This is a genomic window from Microbacterium psychrotolerans (assembly GCF_031085295.1).
GTDB lineage: Bacteria > Actinomycetota > Actinomycetes > Actinomycetales > Microbacteriaceae > Microbacterium > Microbacterium psychrotolerans.
Window position 1 is genome coordinate 189,847 of record NZ_JAVFWO010000002.1, and the last position, 15,901, is coordinate 205,747.

General features: G+C 68.8%; 20 protein-coding genes. 8 read left to right on the forward strand and 12 right to left on the reverse strand.

Features of this window, described 5'->3' with window-relative positions:
• Window positions 1-148: 148 nt before the first annotated feature.
• Window positions 149-715 (reverse strand): hypothetical protein, encoded by a 567-nt coding sequence (locus Q9R08_RS05540; protein ID WP_308866877.1) that lies wholly within the window; start codon window positions 713-715, stop codon window positions 149-151.
• A gap of 280 nt (window positions 716-995) precedes the next feature.
• Between Q9R08_RS05540 and Q9R08_RS05545 the strand changes: the two genes are divergently transcribed.
• Window positions 996-1,496: a hypothetical protein gene (locus Q9R08_RS05545; protein ID WP_308866878.1), complete on the forward strand. Its 501-nt coding sequence runs from the start codon at window positions 996-998 to the stop codon at window positions 1,494-1,496.
• A gap of 76 nt (window positions 1,497-1,572) precedes the next feature.
• Here Q9R08_RS05545 and Q9R08_RS05550 read toward each other — a convergent pair whose 3' ends face one another.
• The 3 genes from Q9R08_RS05550 to Q9R08_RS05560 form a co-directional block, all read right to left on the reverse strand.
• Window positions 1,573-1,812: a hypothetical protein gene (locus Q9R08_RS05550; RefSeq protein ID WP_308866879.1), complete on the reverse strand. Its 240-nt coding sequence runs from the start codon at window positions 1,810-1,812 to the stop codon at window positions 1,573-1,575.
• A 114-nt stretch (window positions 1,813-1,926) separates the two neighbouring features.
• Window positions 1,927-2,322 (reverse strand): hypothetical protein, encoded by a 396-nt coding sequence (locus Q9R08_RS05555; RefSeq protein ID WP_308866880.1) that lies wholly within the window; start codon window positions 2,320-2,322, stop codon window positions 1,927-1,929.
• A 188-nt stretch (window positions 2,323-2,510) separates the two neighbouring features.
• Window positions 2,511-2,726: a hypothetical protein gene (locus Q9R08_RS05560; RefSeq protein ID WP_308866881.1), complete on the reverse strand. Its 216-nt coding sequence runs from the start codon at window positions 2,724-2,726 to the stop codon at window positions 2,511-2,513.
• An 822-nt stretch (window positions 2,727-3,548) separates the two neighbouring features.
• Between Q9R08_RS05560 and Q9R08_RS05565 the strand changes: the two genes are divergently transcribed.
• Both Q9R08_RS05565 and Q9R08_RS05570 read left to right on the forward strand, forming a co-directional pair.
• Window positions 3,549-4,283, forward strand: coding sequence for a hemerythrin domain-containing protein (locus Q9R08_RS05565; RefSeq protein ID WP_308866882.1), 735 nt, complete (start codon window positions 3,549-3,551; stop codon window positions 4,281-4,283).
• Window positions 4,284-4,300: 17 nt separating this feature from the next.
• The gene (locus Q9R08_RS05570) at window positions 4,301-4,783 is read left to right on the forward strand and encodes an SRPBCC family protein (protein WP_308866883.1); all 483 of its coding nucleotides are present in this window, start codon (window positions 4,301-4,303) and stop codon (window positions 4,781-4,783) included.
• Here Q9R08_RS05570 and Q9R08_RS05575 read toward each other — a convergent pair.
• The 5 genes from Q9R08_RS05575 to Q9R08_RS05595 form a co-directional block, all read right to left on the reverse strand.
• Window positions 4,755-5,954, reverse strand: a complete 1,200-nt coding sequence (locus tag Q9R08_RS05575; protein WP_308866884.1) for a saccharopine dehydrogenase family protein — start codon at window positions 5,952-5,954, stop codon at window positions 4,755-4,757. The two genes, Q9R08_RS05570 and Q9R08_RS05575, sit on opposite strands and share 29 nt — an antisense overlap.
• A gap of 102 nt (window positions 5,955-6,056) precedes the next feature.
• A complete protein-coding gene (locus Q9R08_RS05580; RefSeq protein ID WP_308866885.1) occupies window positions 6,057-6,578 on the reverse strand; it encodes a DUF1697 domain-containing protein in 522 nt (173 codons plus the stop codon).
• A gap of 107 nt (window positions 6,579-6,685) precedes the next feature.
• Window positions 6,686-7,426 (reverse strand): SDR family NAD(P)-dependent oxidoreductase, encoded by a 741-nt coding sequence (locus Q9R08_RS05585; RefSeq protein WP_308866886.1) that lies wholly within the window; start codon window positions 7,424-7,426, stop codon window positions 6,686-6,688.
• Window positions 7,427-7,442: 16 nt separating this feature from the next.
• Window positions 7,443-8,375 carry an alpha/beta fold hydrolase gene (locus Q9R08_RS05590; protein ID WP_308866887.1) on the reverse strand — a complete coding sequence of 311 codons (933 nt, stop codon included), beginning with the start codon at window positions 8,373-8,375 and terminating at the stop codon, window positions 7,443-7,445.
• Between the two features lie 66 nt (window positions 8,376-8,441).
• The gene (locus Q9R08_RS05595) at window positions 8,442-9,182 is read right to left on the reverse strand and encodes an alpha/beta fold hydrolase (protein ID WP_308866888.1); all 741 of its coding nucleotides are present in this window, start codon (window positions 9,180-9,182) and stop codon (window positions 8,442-8,444) included.
• 179 nt (window positions 9,183-9,361) lie between these two features.
• Here Q9R08_RS05595 and Q9R08_RS05600 point away from each other — a divergent pair, with 179 nt between their 5' ends.
• The 4 genes from Q9R08_RS05600 to Q9R08_RS05615 all read left to right on the forward strand — a co-directional run bounded on the left by Q9R08_RS05600 (window position 9,362) and on the right by Q9R08_RS05615 (window position 12,345).
• A complete protein-coding gene (locus Q9R08_RS05600) occupies window positions 9,362-10,156 on the forward strand; it encodes an SDR family oxidoreductase (RefSeq protein ID WP_308866889.1) in 795 nt (264 codons plus the stop codon).
• A 23-nt stretch (window positions 10,157-10,179) separates the two neighbouring features.
• On the forward strand, window positions 10,180-11,088 hold the full coding sequence (locus Q9R08_RS05605) for an RNA polymerase sigma-70 factor (protein WP_308866890.1): 909 nt from the start codon (window positions 10,180-10,182) through the stop codon (window positions 11,086-11,088).
• Between the two features lie 146 nt (window positions 11,089-11,234).
• Window positions 11,235-11,501, forward strand: coding sequence for a sigma-70 family RNA polymerase sigma factor family protein (locus Q9R08_RS05610; RefSeq protein WP_308866892.1), 267 nt, complete (start codon window positions 11,235-11,237; stop codon window positions 11,499-11,501).
• Between the two features lie 85 nt (window positions 11,502-11,586).
• Entirely contained in the window at window positions 11,587-12,345 is a 759-nt protein-coding gene (locus Q9R08_RS05615) for an SDR family oxidoreductase (RefSeq protein ID WP_308866894.1), read from the forward strand.
• 95 nt (window positions 12,346-12,440) lie between these two features.
• Here the strand turns inward: Q9R08_RS05615 and Q9R08_RS05620 are convergent, their stop codons facing one another.
• The 3 genes from Q9R08_RS05620 to Q9R08_RS05630 form a co-directional block, all read right to left on the reverse strand.
• A complete protein-coding gene (locus Q9R08_RS05620) occupies window positions 12,441-13,289 on the reverse strand; it encodes a helix-turn-helix transcriptional regulator (RefSeq protein WP_308866895.1) in 849 nt (282 codons plus the stop codon).
• A 61-nt stretch (window positions 13,290-13,350) separates the two neighbouring features.
• Window positions 13,351-14,289 (reverse strand): SDR family oxidoreductase, encoded by a 939-nt coding sequence (locus Q9R08_RS05625; RefSeq protein ID WP_308866897.1) that lies wholly within the window; start codon window positions 14,287-14,289, stop codon window positions 13,351-13,353.
• Between the two features lie 68 nt (window positions 14,290-14,357).
• Window positions 14,358-14,681, reverse strand: coding sequence for a hypothetical protein (locus Q9R08_RS05630; protein ID WP_308866898.1), 324 nt, complete (start codon window positions 14,679-14,681; stop codon window positions 14,358-14,360).
• Between the two features lie 232 nt (window positions 14,682-14,913).
• Here Q9R08_RS05630 and Q9R08_RS05635 point away from each other — a divergent pair, with 232 nt between their 5' ends.
• Window positions 14,914-15,891: a zinc-binding dehydrogenase gene (locus tag Q9R08_RS05635; RefSeq protein WP_308866899.1), complete on the forward strand. Its 978-nt coding sequence runs from the start codon at window positions 14,914-14,916 to the stop codon at window positions 15,889-15,891.
• Window positions 15,892-15,901 lie beyond the last annotated feature (10 nt).

Consider the following 15,901-nt stretch of genomic DNA (forward strand, 5'->3'; position numbering starts at 1 on the left):
GTCGGTCCGGTCAGGGGCAGTGCGCGAAAGCGGTCCGGCAGTGGGCGGTTTCTGGCAGGATCCGTCTATGGTTGGCCAGCTCCGCGCTTCCTTCGACGAATGCTCTCTGGAGATCGCTCGTCGTCGCGAGGAGGCGGAAGGGCTTGGCCTATGCTCGATCGCCCCATTCGGCCAGGAGAGCCCTCACCGTTCCTTCGTATTGGGCGCGATCGAACGTGATGCTGAACGATGGCACCTCCTCGACGTTGACAGCCTCGGTCATCCCGTCATCACTGATGCCACCCCCCTGGTAGGCAATGTCGCGCCACTCAACTGTGGTTTCCGTATACCTCACGTCCGCGCTCACAGCCCCGCAGGCGAGGTCGCCGCACCCAGCACAGAAATAGATTCCCGCCCTGCCGTCCGTGAACTGCACCCATGGATCAAACCCCGACTCACTCTCGAGCAGGAGCGCTCGCAGGCTTTCGATAACGAACGGGTCGCCCTCGCCGCCCTCGGTCATAAAGGTGATGTCAGGGCACTCGGTGCCGTCCGGAAGCGTTAGTCGGTCACGCAAAGGTACGCCGTCAATCGTCCAGTCGAGATACCGCAGCGGAGGAGTTCGAACGAACTCCGGACGCATGCGGAGGAAACCCCGCCACTTCGTTTCCCACTGTTCACACTCTGTCCAGTGGGTGCCGAGCACCGCCAACGGTGCGGTCGTGTCGGCGGGCATGCCCTGAAGCGTAGCTCGCCTTTCCCGGTGTCCAAGCGTCACAGGGTCGGGGTCGCCAGCGATCCTCGTGACGTTCCCAGAAGGCATACCAACCCGCCATGTCCTCCGAAAGTCCTGCGACGGGCAGACGCTAAGCGTTCACTTTCGGCGGACGTTAGTGAGGAAGCGGGTCACGCGGTTCCCCAGCAAGGACCTCACGAGACCACGCACGGCCCGGGAAAGCCCGCCCGCTGTGAATAGTTGGGTGGCTCCAGAGCGGTCCTGGCCGAGAATGGACGACGTGACCCAAGCGCCCGACGTGTACCGCTCGAAGACGTGGCGGGTGCGCCTCTGGATTCAAGCGGGCTGCGTGCTCCAGGCGGTTGGCTGGGTCGCGTTGTTCGGCGTCCTCGGCATCAGGGGCAACGAGGGCCTGCTGACGTGGGCGGCCGCGGTGGGGTTCGTCGTCGTTGTGCCGTTCCTCGCGCTGTGGCCCGCCATTCGCCTGCGGCGAGACGGTGCGCTTGTCCTCCGTGGCTGGACGCAGGTGAGACGGGCCCACGTAGCGGAGATAGCGCGGCTGTCGATGACCGAGTACGGGCTGCGCTTCGAGTTCGAGGACGGCAGGACGTTCACCAGCGTCATCTTCCAGGCGACGCACTATTTCAGGCGGCCGCGCGTCCTGGAGTTCATCGACGCTCTGCGGGGTGACGGTGAGACGCTCTACGACCCCTGGGACGTGCTGAAGCCCGGCGGAATCGAACTGTACTCGCTGCCCGGTGATGACCGTCCCGGTGATTAGGAATCGTCTGCGGGCGCCCTGGTGAGCATCGCGCAATTCTCGGCGTGGCCTTTCGCACCGAGCGTTCGTCGGTCCTTCATCGAGGCGAAGTGAGTTCAACACCGAGCGCTCCGAGGAGCGCATAGATCACACCCATCGCCATCACCACGTAGCTGCCGATTCGAAGCATTAGCGCGACCTGGTCAACCGACTGGCCTCGCCAGAATGCGGTTCTGTAAACCCTGCGTGCGACCCAAAGGGCGCGCCAGCGGAGCAGCGTGCCGATCGCAACTATCGCCAGGCCGTAAAGGAGCGCGGCAAGGTGCTCCGGGTCCATGCGGCAACTCTAGGTCTAGCCGCGGGATCAGGCATCCAACTTGCTGTGCTGCGAACCTCGCTCGATGGCGGTCCCTCATTGCCGTCCCACGGTGATTTTCGAGCTTTCGGCGTGCTACCTCGGGTAGCTGACGTAGAACGAGCCCGGCGCGCATGAGTAAGTCGCGTTGCCGATGGTGTGAACGCCGTCGCCGAGGCGTGCACAGGTTTGGGCGGCGTCAACGAGCGCGCCGCCCGCTACAGCAACGATGACCAGCGTCAGCAGCACGCCCAGGCCAGCGACCACAACACCCGCTAGCGCGAACCGATTCCGGAATCCAGCGCGCCTGGAGCGGACCAGGGCGATGATGCTGATGACCAAACCGGCGAAGTTGAGGATCGCGAACAGCGACAGCACGAACCCGACGATGCCGAACACGCGGAACGGATCGCTCCCACCAGGAACCGCGACGAAGTCGGTGCTCGACGGAACATCCGTGTTGGCAGTGTCATCTCCAGCAAGCGTCGACATAGCCAAGACCCTAGTGGGCCCTCACTGCCCACAATTGTTATCCACAGGCTGGCGATGATGCCCCCGTGGGGTCGCCAAGCGGTCCATGCGCGGAAGCGGCCCGTCGATGTTCGCGGTTCGCGACGCGCGATCACCGGTCGACGAGCGGTCAGCCAGGGCCTCAGGTGTGTTGGCGGCGCGCTGGACCATCAAGGGCAGGACGCGGTCTCGAGGATCGGAAGGCCGAAACCGGGACCGCCGGGATACGAGATGCCGATCTCTCCGCCGCTGGCTTGGACCGAAGCTGTCCCGGTGGAGAACGGCATGCCGAAGTCATCGGCCCAATACTCGCGCACCTTCACCATCTGGACGCCCTCGCGTACGCCTACGAAGTTGCCGACCCCGCCGAACCGCTCGACCGCCACGTACCCCGTCTCGCATCCACCAAGCTGGATCGGAACAAGCGTGGTTGCGGTAGGGGAAGCAAGACCATCGCGAGCACCAGGATCAGGCCCGCTCCCACGCTGCTAGGGATTGCGACAATCAACCACCAGCGGCTCGACGACACGTTCCATAGAAGGACGACGAACGCGACGACCACGGCCATGCCGGCGACAAGACCGATCTGGAAACCGGAGGCATCGCCGAGCAGGAGCAAGGACGTCGACGACTCGGCAGCAGCCCAGCTGAAGACGGCGATCGGGACCGCTTCCTTCGCGGCACTGCGCCGCCGTCAACCGCTGAGCGGGGCTGATGTCGCGGAAGAGGGCCCGAGAGCCGCTGAATCACGCGGATCTCGGGCTCTTTTCGGTTGTCGGGAGAGAGGCGATCGTGTCCATGTCGCGTGGACCGAGATCTCCTCGCCGTCCGGCGTGCGGCGTACGCTACCAATGCGGCCGACGGAAGGAATGCCCGTGTCCAGCTACGACGCACACGCCGCTCCGAATCACGTTCCTGCTCCTGGCGAGTCGAGCATCCCGGAACTCGAGGTCGACGAGACCGTCGCCCCGCGCCCGGAGGAGGAACTCGCAGACATCATGCGCGCGCAACCTGACGTGAAAGACCACACACGCGGGGATTGACCGACTTCTCGCCACTCGGACGCGGCACGTCTCGTACTGCGCGCGGTCCCGTGGCGTGCGCGTTCACATGGGGTGATGTCCGACCCGCCACGGGTGTATCGTGCGGCTGTCTGCGCCCCTCGTTGCTGACGAGCCCGGCGTCGGCGGGGGAACTGGGGGTACGACATGGCTGCCAAACTGCCGTCGTCGGGAGCACTGCCTGAAGGCCAGCACGCGGGGTGCGACACGTCGGGTCTGATTCTCGTGCATCGCATCCTGCGTTGGCTCTACCGCGAGCTGCCGCTGCTGATCCGCGAGGTGGATGCTGGGGATGTCGAGCGTGCGGCGATCGTCGGCCGCTACGCGCATCTCGATTTCTACGCGCTGCACATGCATCACGAGACCGAGGACATCGCGCTGTGGGACCGGCTCACGTCGCGGGATCCGGGGTGTGCGCTGCATGTCGATCAGATGCGCGCCCAGCATGCCGAGGTCGCTGCACAGCTCGCCCGCATCGAGCCGCAGCTGGCGCCCTGGGTCGCCACCGCCGATCCCGGTCTTCGAGATACGTTCGCCGGCGACATCGAGACGCTGCGCGACACCTTGAAAGCGCACCTCCAGCAGGAGGAGGACGACATCATGCCGGTCGCCGGCGTCGTGATGTCGCAGCAGGAGTGGGACTGGATGGAGAAGCACACGCGCGAGACCCTGGCCGCCCACCGGAAGGAGCTCGGCAAGGACGTGATGGCGCTGCAGGTCGGGCTGCTCATCGCGAGTGTGCCGGAGGACGAGCGCGAAGAGTGGATGCGCGAGAACATCCCCGCGCCGATCCGCCTGCTGTATCTCGTGCTGATGAAGCGCAAGTACGACCAGGCGATGCGGGAGCTCTATCCCGACCGCCCGGTGCCCGAGATGGTGTGACGACGATGTGGCGGCGCGTGAGCCTGGACGTGCGGCTCTCCCATCCTCCAGCGCGGGTGTTTCCGTACCTTGCCGACCCGGCACGCTGGCCGGAGTTCGCACCGGCCGTGGAGTTCCGACAGCGGATCGGCGAGGGGCTGCCCGAGATCGGGAGCCGCTGGTGGGCGGTCGACCGCATCTTGGGCCCGTTCAAGGTGCGTTTCGCCGACGTGCTCGAGGTGATCGAGCCCGAACACCGCGTGGTCTGGCACTCGACGTCACCGTGGAACTCGCGCGTCGAGTACGTGTGCGTGGCAGAGGGCGAGGGCACACGCGTTCTCGCCGACTACGCGGGCGACGTCGCCGGCTGGCTCCGGCTGGTAGCCCTGCTGCCGACTTTCGTCCTCAGGCGCATTCTGCTGCGGGACTTCCGCGGGCTGACGCGGGTGCTGGAAGCGGAAGACCGAACGACCGCCGCTTCGTCGGCGGAGATCAGCTCAGCGGGGCTACGGCCAGCGTGAATCGGTGAGCCCGCAACCGCTCCGCCAGCCTCTCGCCCATGGCGACCATCGGTGTCAGCACGCCGGCGCGATCGGGCAGTTCGTCGAGCGTCAGGCTCAGCGCAGACTCTGCCAGCATGATGCCCGTTCCGCCGTAGCCCGGATCGAACGGCGCCGCGACCCGTGCGCGTACCGGCTCGCCTTCCACGGGATAGACGTCCACATCGAGGACGAAGCGCCCGCGCTCGACGGCATCCGAACCAGGGCCGGCGCCCGGTGCGGGAAGCGCACGAGCGAGGATCGCGCGGGTCGGTGCGAACGACATGGCGCCCACGAAGGCCGCCGTGCCGAGACCGATCGCCCCCGCCGAAGCGAAGCCGGCGACGCCGCGTCCCGTCGTCACCACCTCGCGGTACCGCATGAGCTGGCCATAGCTCCACCCCGTCAGGTAGTTGCTGCGCTGGACGATCTGCTGGTTGTAGGCGCCCATGATGAAGGGTGCCTGCCAGGTGCCTCGCTCCTTGCCCCACCCGCTGCCGGCATGGCCCGGCAGGCGGACGGACGGCCCAGGTGTCAGCGCGTAGGGGTTCCCGATGAGGCGCCGGACGGAGGGATCCGTCTTCGCCTCTCTCATCTGCTGACGCAGCGATTCGATCGTCCCGCCGCTGATGCCCCCGCGCAGGGACCGCACCCGCAGCGTCGCTGCGACGATCGGCACGCCGCCGGCGGCTGCATGGGCGAGGCCGACGCCGAGGTCGGACGGGATCGAGTCGAAGCCGCACGAATGGACGATCCTCGCGCCGGTCTTCTCTGCAGCGTCATGGTTGCGCTGGATGCTGCGCGCGACGAAGATGCTCTCGCCGGACAGGTCCGCGTATGAGGTGCCCTCGCGTGCGCACGCGGCCGCGACCTCCATGCCGTAGCGCAGGTAGGGGCCGACGGTCGTCGCGACGACGGACGTCGACGCAGCCATTCGCGTGACGGCCGTCTCGTCGGTCGTGTCCACCTCGATGATCGGCCAGTCGACGCCCAGCTCGCGGCGTACGTCTTCCAGGCGGGAGCGTGATCGCCCGGCGAGCGCTATCCGCACGCCGTCGGGCGCCGATCGTGCCAGGTGTCGCGCGGTGAACGTGCCGACGAATCCCGTGGCGCCGAGCAGGACGATGTCGTGGTCGCGGACGTTCACGCTCATGTCACGCGAGCCTAGGTGCGCTCGAACGGCGCCGACACCCGGTTGCGCCCGCCCGACGAGCCACCTACGACGGCCGACGGATGCCGCGCCCTGCGGCGTTCCTCACCGACCGAAGCGAGAGACCAGCCGGATCACCGTCGGCAGCCCCCGAGAAGTCGCCCGGCGCCCCGTGAGGCTCTCGAGCACGGGGGTCGCGTGGCCTTCGCCCTCGACGACGTTGCGGACGAGAGCCCATCCCTTCCCGGCCGCGACGATGGAGCACCGATGCTCCGTGGCGAGGCTGACGACTCCGGCATCGTCCGGGTCGATGATCGCGCCGCTGTGCAGCGTGAACTCGAACCGGCGGGGTTCCGGCGTGGCGCAGTAATCGTCGACGATCGCCGCCAGTTCGGACAGCGGGATCCAGAGGATCTCCCGCTCATGGCCCGACCGCGCCGCGACGGCGTCCGCTGCCTGTTCGACCACCGATGCGGGCTCGTCGGAGTCGAACAGGATGGTGCCGTTGCTCTGGAAGGTCTGGACGTCGGAGCATCCCGCGTCGGCGAACCCCGCCACGATGTCGCTCGTCGAGGGATGGCCGCGCTGACCCTGATTGACGTTCCGCATGAAGGCGACGCACCGCATGCCCCGAGCGTAGACGGCGGCAGCGACGGAACAGACGACGAGAGCCGTGACGCCCCGATGCCGGTGTCGGTGTACGCCGTGGCACGTGATGCCTCAGATCGTGCCGCTCATGAGCGCACCTGGTCGGTCGGCCGCACCAGGATCTCGTTCACGGAGATGTGAGCCGGCTGGCTCAGTGCGTATACGACAGCCTCGGCGACATCCTGCGGGGCAAGCGGGCGCATCGACTGACCGATCTCCGCAGCCGCAGCCCGCATGACGGGATCGGTGATGTGGTCGGTCAGCTCGGTGGCGACGAAGCCGGGCTGGATCACGATCACCCGCACGCCCAGCGCGGTCACCTCTTGCCGGAGCGACTCCGAAAATGCAGTGATGCCGAACTTGGTGGCGGCGTAGGCGCCGCTGCCGAGAGACGCCGTGCGGCCCGCCGTCGAAGAGACCTGCACGACCGCGCCCTTCGAGGAGATCAGGTGAGGGAGTGCCGCGTGCACAGCGAACATCGAGCCGAGCAGGTTCGTCTCCACCATTCGCACCCACTCGCGGGTGTCGGCACCGACGATCATGCCGCTCTGCATCAGCCCGGCGTTGTTGACGAGGGCGTCAAGGCGGCCGAACTTCTCGACGACAGCGGCGACGGCATCCGTGATCGACTGCTCGTCGGTGACGTCGAGATGCACGGCGAGCATCTCCCCAGGCGCGGACTCGACGAGTTCCTTCAGCCGGTCGACCCGGCGAGCCCCGACGGCGACCGTCGCCCCGGCGCGTGAGAGGGCGAGCGCGGTGGCACGACCGATTCCAGAGGAGGCACCGGTGACGAGTGCGACCTTTACGTGCAGATCCGATGACATTGCTTCTCCTTCGTGGTCAGGGGGTTCCGGCGCCGTCGCCCGGCGGCTCGGCGACGTCGAGGACCGCCTCGGCGAATGCGTGCGGTGCTTCGGCGGGCAAGTGGTGTCCCGCTTCCGGGATCTGCCGATGCCGGCGTGGGCCGGTGAAGAACCGGTCGTGCTGCGAGCCGTCGGTCGCAGGGAAGTTGCCGTCGGCGGTGCCGTCGAGCGTGATCGTCGGAACGGCGATCGGTGGCAGCGCGGCGAGGCGGCGCTCGAGGTCGACGTGCTGAGGGGCACCTGGTTCGAGGCCGAGCCGGTGGCGGTATGAATGGATGACGACGTCGACGTAGTCGGGATTGTCGAACGCAGCAGCGGCGCGCGCCAGGGCGGCGTCGTCGAACGTCCACGCCGGCGAGTTGCGGCGCCAGATGACGTCGGCGATCCCGCTCGGGTCCTGTGAGAGGCCGGCGCGGCCTCGCTCGGTCGCGAAGTACCAGAAGTACCAGAATCCGGCTTCGAGACCCGGCGGGAGCGGAATGCCGGCTGCCGAGATGTCCTGGATCAGATAGCCGTTGACCGACACCAGTCCTGCCACACGCTCGGGCCAGAGAGCGGCCACGACGCAGGCCGCGCGGGCGCCCCAGTCGTAGCCGGCGAGGATCGGCTGCTCCAGGTGGAGGGCGTCGATGAACGCGAGCAGGTCGGCCCCGAGGGCTGCCTGCTGCCCGGAGCGGATGGTGCGGGCCTCGCGGAACGCCGTCGCACCGTGCCCGCGGAGATAGGGGACGAGCACGCGGTAGCCGGCATCCGTCAGCAACGGCACGACGTCCACGTAGCTGTGGATGTCGTACGGAAAGCCGTGGAGCAGAACGACCGGCTCGGCGGCGGGGTCGCCGCCGTCGATGTAGCCGACGGTGAGCTCGCCGGCGTCGACGGTGCGCAGGGGAGTGCGGAATGGGGTGAGCATGCGGGTGCCTCTCGAGTGGGGCGGCGCCCCGGAGACCGGACCGTCATCCGGGGCGCCGCGGATCTGTCACGCCGCCGCGGAGAGGCTCGCGACGTAGGCCTTGGCCGCCTCGGCGATCGTCGCCGCGACCGCAGCGGGCTCCGACACCGAGATCGCGTGCGAGGCGCCGGCGATCTCGTGCGTGCCTCTGGAGGCTGCGCGCTCGGCGCCGGCGCGGTGCACGGCGACCGGGATGTTGAGGTCCTTCTCGCCGAAGACGTGCCACGAGGGGATGTCGCGCCACGCCGGGCGCTCGGTCGGCAGACCCTCCGACAGTGCGGCCTGGGTGACCGGGCGCTGCGTCGCAGCCATCAGAGCGGCGACCTCCGCCGAGACGTCGGCGGCGAACTGGTGGTGGAAGAGCTCCGGACGGATGGCGAACTCGTTGCCCCCGCTCGACACCGGGTACGCGACGAGCGCGTCGCCGAGGGTGCTGCCGGGCGCGCTGTTCGAGAGGTCGAACGCGCTCTGGCCGGTCTCGGGCACGAACGCGCCGACGTAGACGAGACCGACGACGGCGTCGTTGCCCGCGGCCGCCTCGGTGATGACCAGCCCGGCGTAGGAGTGGCCGACGAGGATGATCGGGCCGTCGATCGATGCGAGCACATCGCGCACGTAGCCGGCGTCGCCCGCCAGACTGCGCAGCGGGTTGGCCACCGCGACCGCGTCGACGTCGTGCTGCTGCAGCTGCGCGATGACGCCGTTCCACGAGGATGACTCGGCGAACGCGCCGTGGACGAGGACGATGGTGGGCTTCTGCTCGGACATGTCTGTTCCTTTCGAGGGTGGACGTGCGGTGTTGTCAGCCAAGACCGACCGCCGTGGGCGGATGTGACCGTTGAACCGAAATCCGCCGAAACGCGCAGAACGTGTCACAGATGGTCGTGGCATCCGGTCTCAGTTGGAGACGTGCGCCTCCCGCGCGCGATGAACAGAGAGGGTTCGACATGAGGATCGCTGTCATCGGGGGAACCGGGCTGATCGGCTCACGGGTCGTGGCCGGACTGCTGGCGACCGGGCACGACGTCGTCGTCGTCGCACGCGCGGTCGGCGTGAACTCGTTCACGGGGGAGGGACTGGCCGACGCGCTCGCCGGAGTGGAGACCATCGTCGACGTGTCGAACTCGTCCTATACCGACGAGGCGGGCGCCCGCGAGTTCTTCAACGGATCGACGCTGAATCTGCTCACCTACGGCGCGGCGGCCGGCGTGCGGCACCACGTCGTCTTGTCGGTGGTGGGCACCGACCGCCTCGCCCTCTCGGAAGGCGGGTACTTCCAGGCCAAGGCCGAGCAGGAGCGCCTTCTGACAGCCTCGGGTCGCCCGTTCTCGATCGTGCACGCGACGCAGTTCTTCGAGTTCATCCGCAGCATCACGGATGCCGCCACCCGCAGTGGCATCGCTCACGTCTCCGATGCCCTCATCCAGCCGATGGCCGCCGACGATGTCGCCACGGCGGTCGCCCGCGCCGCCCTCGCGCGCCCGACCGGCGGGGTCACGGAGCACGCCGGTCCCGAGGTGTTCGAGCTCGGCTATCTCGCCGAGCGTGAGCTGCGGTTCCGGCGCGACGAGCGGGAGGTGGTCGCCGACCCGCTTGCGACCTACTTCGGCGCGCAACTCGATCGCTGGGAGCTGCTTCCCGGCCGCGATGCGGCCATCGCCCAGACGCGCTTCCACGACTGGCAGGTGGCTCCGCGTGCGGGGGACGAACTGCTGCTGCCGTCCGCCGCGGGCGTACGCTGAGCGCGGCGAAAGGGACGGCGGATATGACGGGACAGACGGCTGGAGCCGAGGGCGACGTCGACGGCATCGCGGCGGCGGTCGCCGTGTTCGACGAGCACCGGCGCCGGATCTTCGGCATCGCCTACCGCATGCTCGGGACGGTGGCAGACGCCGAAGACATCGTCCAAGAGACCTGGATCCGATGGCAGAACGCCGATCGCACCGACATCCGTGAACCGGCCGCGTTCCTCGCGACGGTCGCGACGCGGTTGTCGATCAACGCGACCCAGTCCGCACACGCTCGTCGTGAGACGTACATCGGGCCGTGGCTGCCGGAGCCCGTCAACACCGACGCCGACCCGGCCCTCGGCGCCGAACGCGGCGAAGCACTGCAGTTCGCGATTCTCCTCGTGCTCGAGAAGCTCACGCCGACCGAACGCGCCGCCTACATCCTGCGGGAGGCACTCGACTACCCGTACGAGCGCATCGCCGACGTCATCGGCGCCACCGTTGCGAGCGCCCGCCAGCTCGTCAGCCGTGCGCGCAAGCACCTCGCGTCCGCCCGCAAGGCGGAAGTCGCCGCCGCCGAACAGCGGCGCCTGCTCGAGGCGTTCCTGGTCGCCGCGCAGAAGGGCGACGTGACCGATCTCGAGCGACTCTTCGCCGAGGACGTCATCAGCTACACCGACGGCAACGGCGTCAAGCTGGCGGCACGCATTCCGGTCGCCGGACGAAGCCGGGTCGCCAAATTCGTGGCGGCGTTCTCCAGTCATTTCTGGAGGGGCAAGACCATCGACTGGGTCGAGGTGAACGGCCAGCCCGCAGCGTCCCTGTCGGAGAACGGTGAGGTCACGACGATCGTCACGGTGACGGCGGCGGAGGACGGCATCCGTCAACTGCTCTGGGTGATGAGCCCGGACAAGCTCGGGCACGTCGCCCAGGTCGGAGTGTGAGAAGGCGACCCGGCGCGTCGTGGCTGCATCGCTCACCGCGGGGCTCGAGGTCGAGCGCCGTGCAGCACGAGCGCGTCGTTCGGGCGCTCTTCTCGACCGCTGAGGCCGAAGACACACGCGGAGTGGAAAGGATGCTCCATCCCGGAGTGAGGCTCACTGTCGACGGTGGCGGCGTCGTGGCCGCGCCACCCGTCGCGCTGGAGGGAGCATCCGCCGTCCGGGCGTACCTGGTGGAGGTGCTGGTGGATCCCGGCTGTGTGCTGCGCGTCGATTCGGTGAACGGTGCGCCGGGCATCGTCGTATGCCGGGAGGGACGGGTGACAGGAGTGCTCAGCATCTGTGTGCGCGGGCGCCGCATCGTAGAGGCCTGGCTCGTCGTGAACCCTGAGAAGCTGACCCGCTGGAGCTGTTGACGGCTGGCTGTCACAGATCGCACGCCTGCCCTGTCGTAGCTGATGAGCGCACAGCTCCCCGCGCTCCTCGAACGAAAGGCACATCATGGCAAAGATCGTCGTCATCGGAGGCTCCGGGCTCATCGGCTCGAAGGTCGTCGCGAAGCTCACCGAGCACGGGCACGACGCTGTGCCGGCGTCGCCGAACTCCGGCGTGAACACGATCACCGGCGAGGGTCTCGCCGACGTGCTGCGGGGTGCGGATGTCGTGGTCGACGTGTCGAACTCGCCCTCGTTCGCGCCCGACGACGTGATGGAGTTCTTCACCACCTCTACGAACAACCTCGTCGCGGCATCGCGTGAGGCGGGCGTCGGACACTACGTGGCCCTGACGATCGTCGGTACCGACCGGCCCAACGACATCGACTACTTCGCGGCCAAGGCGGCGCAGGAGAAGCTCATCCGCGAATCGGGCATCCCGTACTCGCTCGTGCACGCGACGCAGTTCTTCGAGTTCATCGGCGGCATCGCCGCGGTGTCGGGCAAGAACGAGGGCATCCACCTGCCGAACAACCTCATGCAGCCGATCGCCGCAGAGGACGTCGCGACGGCCGTCGCGCGCACCGCCGCCGGTGCGCCGCTGAACGCCGACGTGGAGATCGCCGGTCCCGAGGTCATGGGACTCGACGAGCTGGTCCGGCGCGGCCTGGCGTTCCGCGGCGACCCGCGCGAGGTCGTGACCGATCCCGAAGCCCCCTACTTCGGCGCGCGCATGCAGGAGCGCACGCTCATGCCGGTGGAGGGTGTGCAGGTGTTCGACACGACTCTGGACGAGTGGCTGCCGGCGAACCCGCCGCGCGACTGATCCCCGGCGGCCGGTCGTTCGACCGCAGGCAGACGAAACGCCCCGATCATCGGGGCGTTTCGTCTTGCCCGTCCCTCAACGGGCGGGGCGACGTCTCAGCGGCCCGCCGAGAGCTGCTGCGTGCCGATCACCGAGAGCAGCTGCAGCCGGTCGTAGCTCTCGGTGCCCGGCGTGGCGGTGAGCACCAGGAGGGTCTGACCTTGCTCGGGATCGACGAGGAACTGGCACTGCATGTCCATCACCCCGACTTCGGGGTGCTGCAGCCGCTTCTCGCGCGGGTGCGTGGAACGCACCTCGTGCGCCTCCCAGAGCTGCGCGAACTCCGGACTCTGGGCGAGCAGCGCGTCGACCATCGCACCGGCGCGTGATGCGGCGCCGAACTTCGCGTAGGCGCTGCGGATGTCGGCGGTGAAGGCCCGCGAGTGCATCGGGTGGTCTTCGACGGGGTAGACGTCTCGTGCCGACGCATCCAGGAACCAGCGGTAGCCGACACTGCGCATGTACCCCTCGAACCGCGTCTCGTCGCCGAACAGCGCGCGGGCGGCGGGCGTCTGGGCGAGGGTCTCGCCGAACTCGGTCATCACCTGGGCCGGCGTGTCCGCGAGGCGGTCCAGTACGCGCATGAGCCCGGGGGACACGTGCTCGCTGCGCAGAGTCCGGGTCGGCGCGGTGTGACCGGCGAGCCGGAACAGGTGATCGCGCTCGTCGAGGGTGAGCCGCAGGCCGCGTGCGATCGCCGCGAGCATCTGCTCCGATGGCTGGGGTCCGCGGGCCTGTTCGAGCCTGCTGTAGTAGTCAGCAGACATGTCGGAGAGCGCGGCGACCTCCTCGCGGCGCAGGCCCGACGTCCGCCGTCGGGGCCCCCGCCGCAGCCCGACGTCTTCGGGCTGAAGGGCTTCGCGCCGTCGACGCAGGAAGTCGGCGAGCTGTGCTCTGTCCATCATCCGAGTCTGCGGCATCCGTCGCTGCGCAGCCAGGGATCGCGGATCCCTCTCTGAGAGGCGTTCACGCCGGGACCCGCACGCCCGTGAGCTGCTCCGACAGCTCCCAGACGCGGTGGCCGTCCGCCTCGCTCTGCAGCCGTGAGTACAGCGGCTGCTCCGCCGGCAGTCCGCTCAGGTGGCGGAATCCCTGCGGCCCGTACAGGTGTCCGCCTCGCGCATCGGGGCTCGTCGCCGCGTAGACCGCCGACAGCGCCGCGGAAGACGGCGTGCCGAAGAGGATGCCGCGGCGCGACAGCGCACGGATGAACCTCACCGCGGCGGTGTCGTCCGGCCGGCCCAGTCCCGGCTGCGCTGACAGGAGGTTCGTCGGCGTGATGCCGGGGTGCGAGAGGTTGCTGCGGATGCCCCAGCCGGCGGCATCCGACCGCCGCTGCAGCTCGGTCGCGAACAGGCCGAACGCGATCTTCGACGAGCTGTACGCCTTCATCGGGTCATAGCCGTGTTGCCAGTTCGGGTCGTCCCAGTTCACGGCGCCCTGGTCGGCGGCGATACTCACCTGGCTGGTGACGTGCGCGCGTCCGGCGCGGAGGAGCGGCAGCAGCTGAGCAGTCAGGGCGAAGTGCCCGAGGTGGTTGGTCGCGAGCTGCAGCTCGAATCCGTCGGCCGACAGCCGGCGGGTCGGCGGATCCATGACGCCCGCGTTGGCGATGAGGAGGTCGATCGGGCGGCCATCGCCCAGGAGCCGAGCGGCGAGGGCCGACACCGAGTCGAGCGACGACAGATCCAGCGGCAGGACACGGATGCCGGCATCCGGCGTCCGCTCGCGGATCCGCGTCGCGGCGCTCTCGCCCTTCTGCGGGCTGCGCACCGGCATGACGATATCGGCGCCGGCGCGCGCGAGGCGCGCGGCGATCTCGAAGCCGACGCCGTCGCTCGCGCCGGTGACGAGGGCGAGTGTGCCGGTGAGGTCGGGAACGGGAATGTCGAGGTTCTTCGGCATGGTGGCGGCTCCTTGTTCGAGGGTCGCCTCCATGCTCGGGCGTCCGCCGTGGCGGATTCAGGGCGCCGTCATCCCGGGACTGTGGATCCCTGGGTATCGACGTGGATCCGACCGGGGAGGAAGGGCAGCGCCGGTGCCTGGTAGCGCAGAGCCGGCGCGTGGTGGGGCTCGAGTGCGAACTCGGCCTGACCGAAGCGCCACATCCGGTTGAACAGGAACACCCCGACCACGACGGTCTCATCGGCCGGGACCTGCCAGGTGCCGAGTCCCCACTGGGCGGGCTGGCCGCGGCCGGCGACCACGAGCGTCGGCTTGATGCGGGCGTAGAGGGCGAACCAGGGCTTGTGCAGCGTCAGCTCGATGCGGCGCGTGGCGTTGGCAGGTGCGCTCATGCGATCAGGCCGTGCGCAAGCTCGTGCGCGTGCTGCCATGGGTGTCTCGTGTGCTCATCCCGGGTTGCCTCTCGTGGTTCGCTCTCAGGCTAACCTTCCGCCGGGCGGGCGGTGTCCGCAGCGCAGGTCGACGGCTCATCCCGATGGCGAGGGAATGAGTTCGAGGGAGGCTGGGCTATAACACCGAGTGGCTGCTCATCCGGCGGTCATGGATCTCGTTAGGAGCACCACCGTGCGCGCACTCATCCATTCCACCTTCGGCGATGCGACCGACGTCCTCGAGGTCGCGGAGCGACCGCTTCCCGAGCCGGGCGCGGGTCAGGTGCGGGTGCGTACGGTGCTCTCTCCGATCCACAACCACGACCTCTGGACGATCCGCGGCACCTACGGCTTCAAGCCCGAGCTGCCTGCCGGCGCCGGGACCGAGGCCTACGGCGTCATCGATGCGCTCGGCGAGGGTGTCGAGCAGCTGCAGGTCGGGCAGCGCGTGGCCACGGGCGGCACGTTCGGCGTGTGGAGCGAGTACTTCGTCGCCAAGGCGGCCGGCCTCGTGCCCGTCCCGGACTCCATCGATGACGAGACCGCCGCGCAGCTCATATCCATGCCCTTCAGCGCGCTGAGCCTGCTCGACTTCCTCGATGTGAAGCCGGGCGACTGGATCGTGCAGAACACCGCCAACGGCGCCGTCGGCAGGCTCGTGGCGCAGTTCGCCGCGGCGCGCGGCGTGCACGTCCTCGGGCTCGTGCGGCGCGACGCGGGAGTGGCGGAACTGGCGGGGCTCGGCATCCATGATGTCGTATCGACCGAGTCCGGCGGATGGCGCGAGCGCGCCGCAGAGATTCTGGGCGCGAATGCGCCGCGCGCGGCGGTGGACTCGGTCGGCGGCGACGCGGCCGGCGACCTCCTGTCGCTCCTCGGCGAAGGCGGAACGCTCGTCTCGTTCGGCTCCATGGGGTCGAGCACCCTGAAGCTGTCAGCCGGCGACCTGATCTTCAAGCAGGCGACGGTGAAGGGCTTCTGGGGCAGCACCGTGAGCCGGACGATGGATGCCGCCACTCGGGGCGCGCTGTTCGCCGAGCTCGTGCAGCGCATCGGGTCGGGCGAGGTCGCGCTTCCGGTGGACGCCGTCTACCCCTTCGAAGAGGCGCGGGCCGCCGCGGCCGCGAGCGCCGTGCCGGGACGCGCCGGCAAGGTGCTGCTGCGCTTCTGAGCGAAGGCGT